This window comes from Lentimicrobium sp. S6, assembly GCF_013166635.1.
GTDB lineage: Bacteria > Bacteroidota > Bacteroidia > Bacteroidales > UBA12170 > UBA12170.
Map to the genome: position 1 here is coordinate 1 of NZ_JABKBZ010000305.1, position 356 is coordinate 356.

A 356-nucleotide genomic window follows, 5' to 3' on the forward strand; every position below is an offset into this window, starting at 1 on the left:
ATCATAATAATAGTAGTTTGGGCTATTTGGACATCAAAATTCGTAGACTGACAGGTGCCTAATTTGAATAATTGTTTAACCTCCTTAAAAAAGACTTCAATAGTCCATCTAATGCTATAGATTTCAAATATCTCTATAAAACTAAGGTTTGTATTTGTTGAAAGTATTGTATGCCACTTACCATTAACACGGATCAACGTGTTTTTCTGGGGGATGGACAATCTAGTCATTTTTTTCTCTTGTTAATTTAGGAAGCTATTATTAATAAATATATTACTCAAATGGTTCATTTAATCTGAAAAAGCATGATAATATATTTCTCTTCAACACTTTTTGGAAAAGTGTTACAAAACCTC

Annotated in this window: 1 pseudogene; it reads right to left on the minus strand. The window is 29.5% G+C overall.

The window, feature by feature from the left end:
• Positions 1-185: pseudogene (locus HNS40_RS22825) on the minus strand (transposase); the annotation flags it as partial.
• Between the last annotated feature and the right edge of the window lie 171 nt (positions 186-356).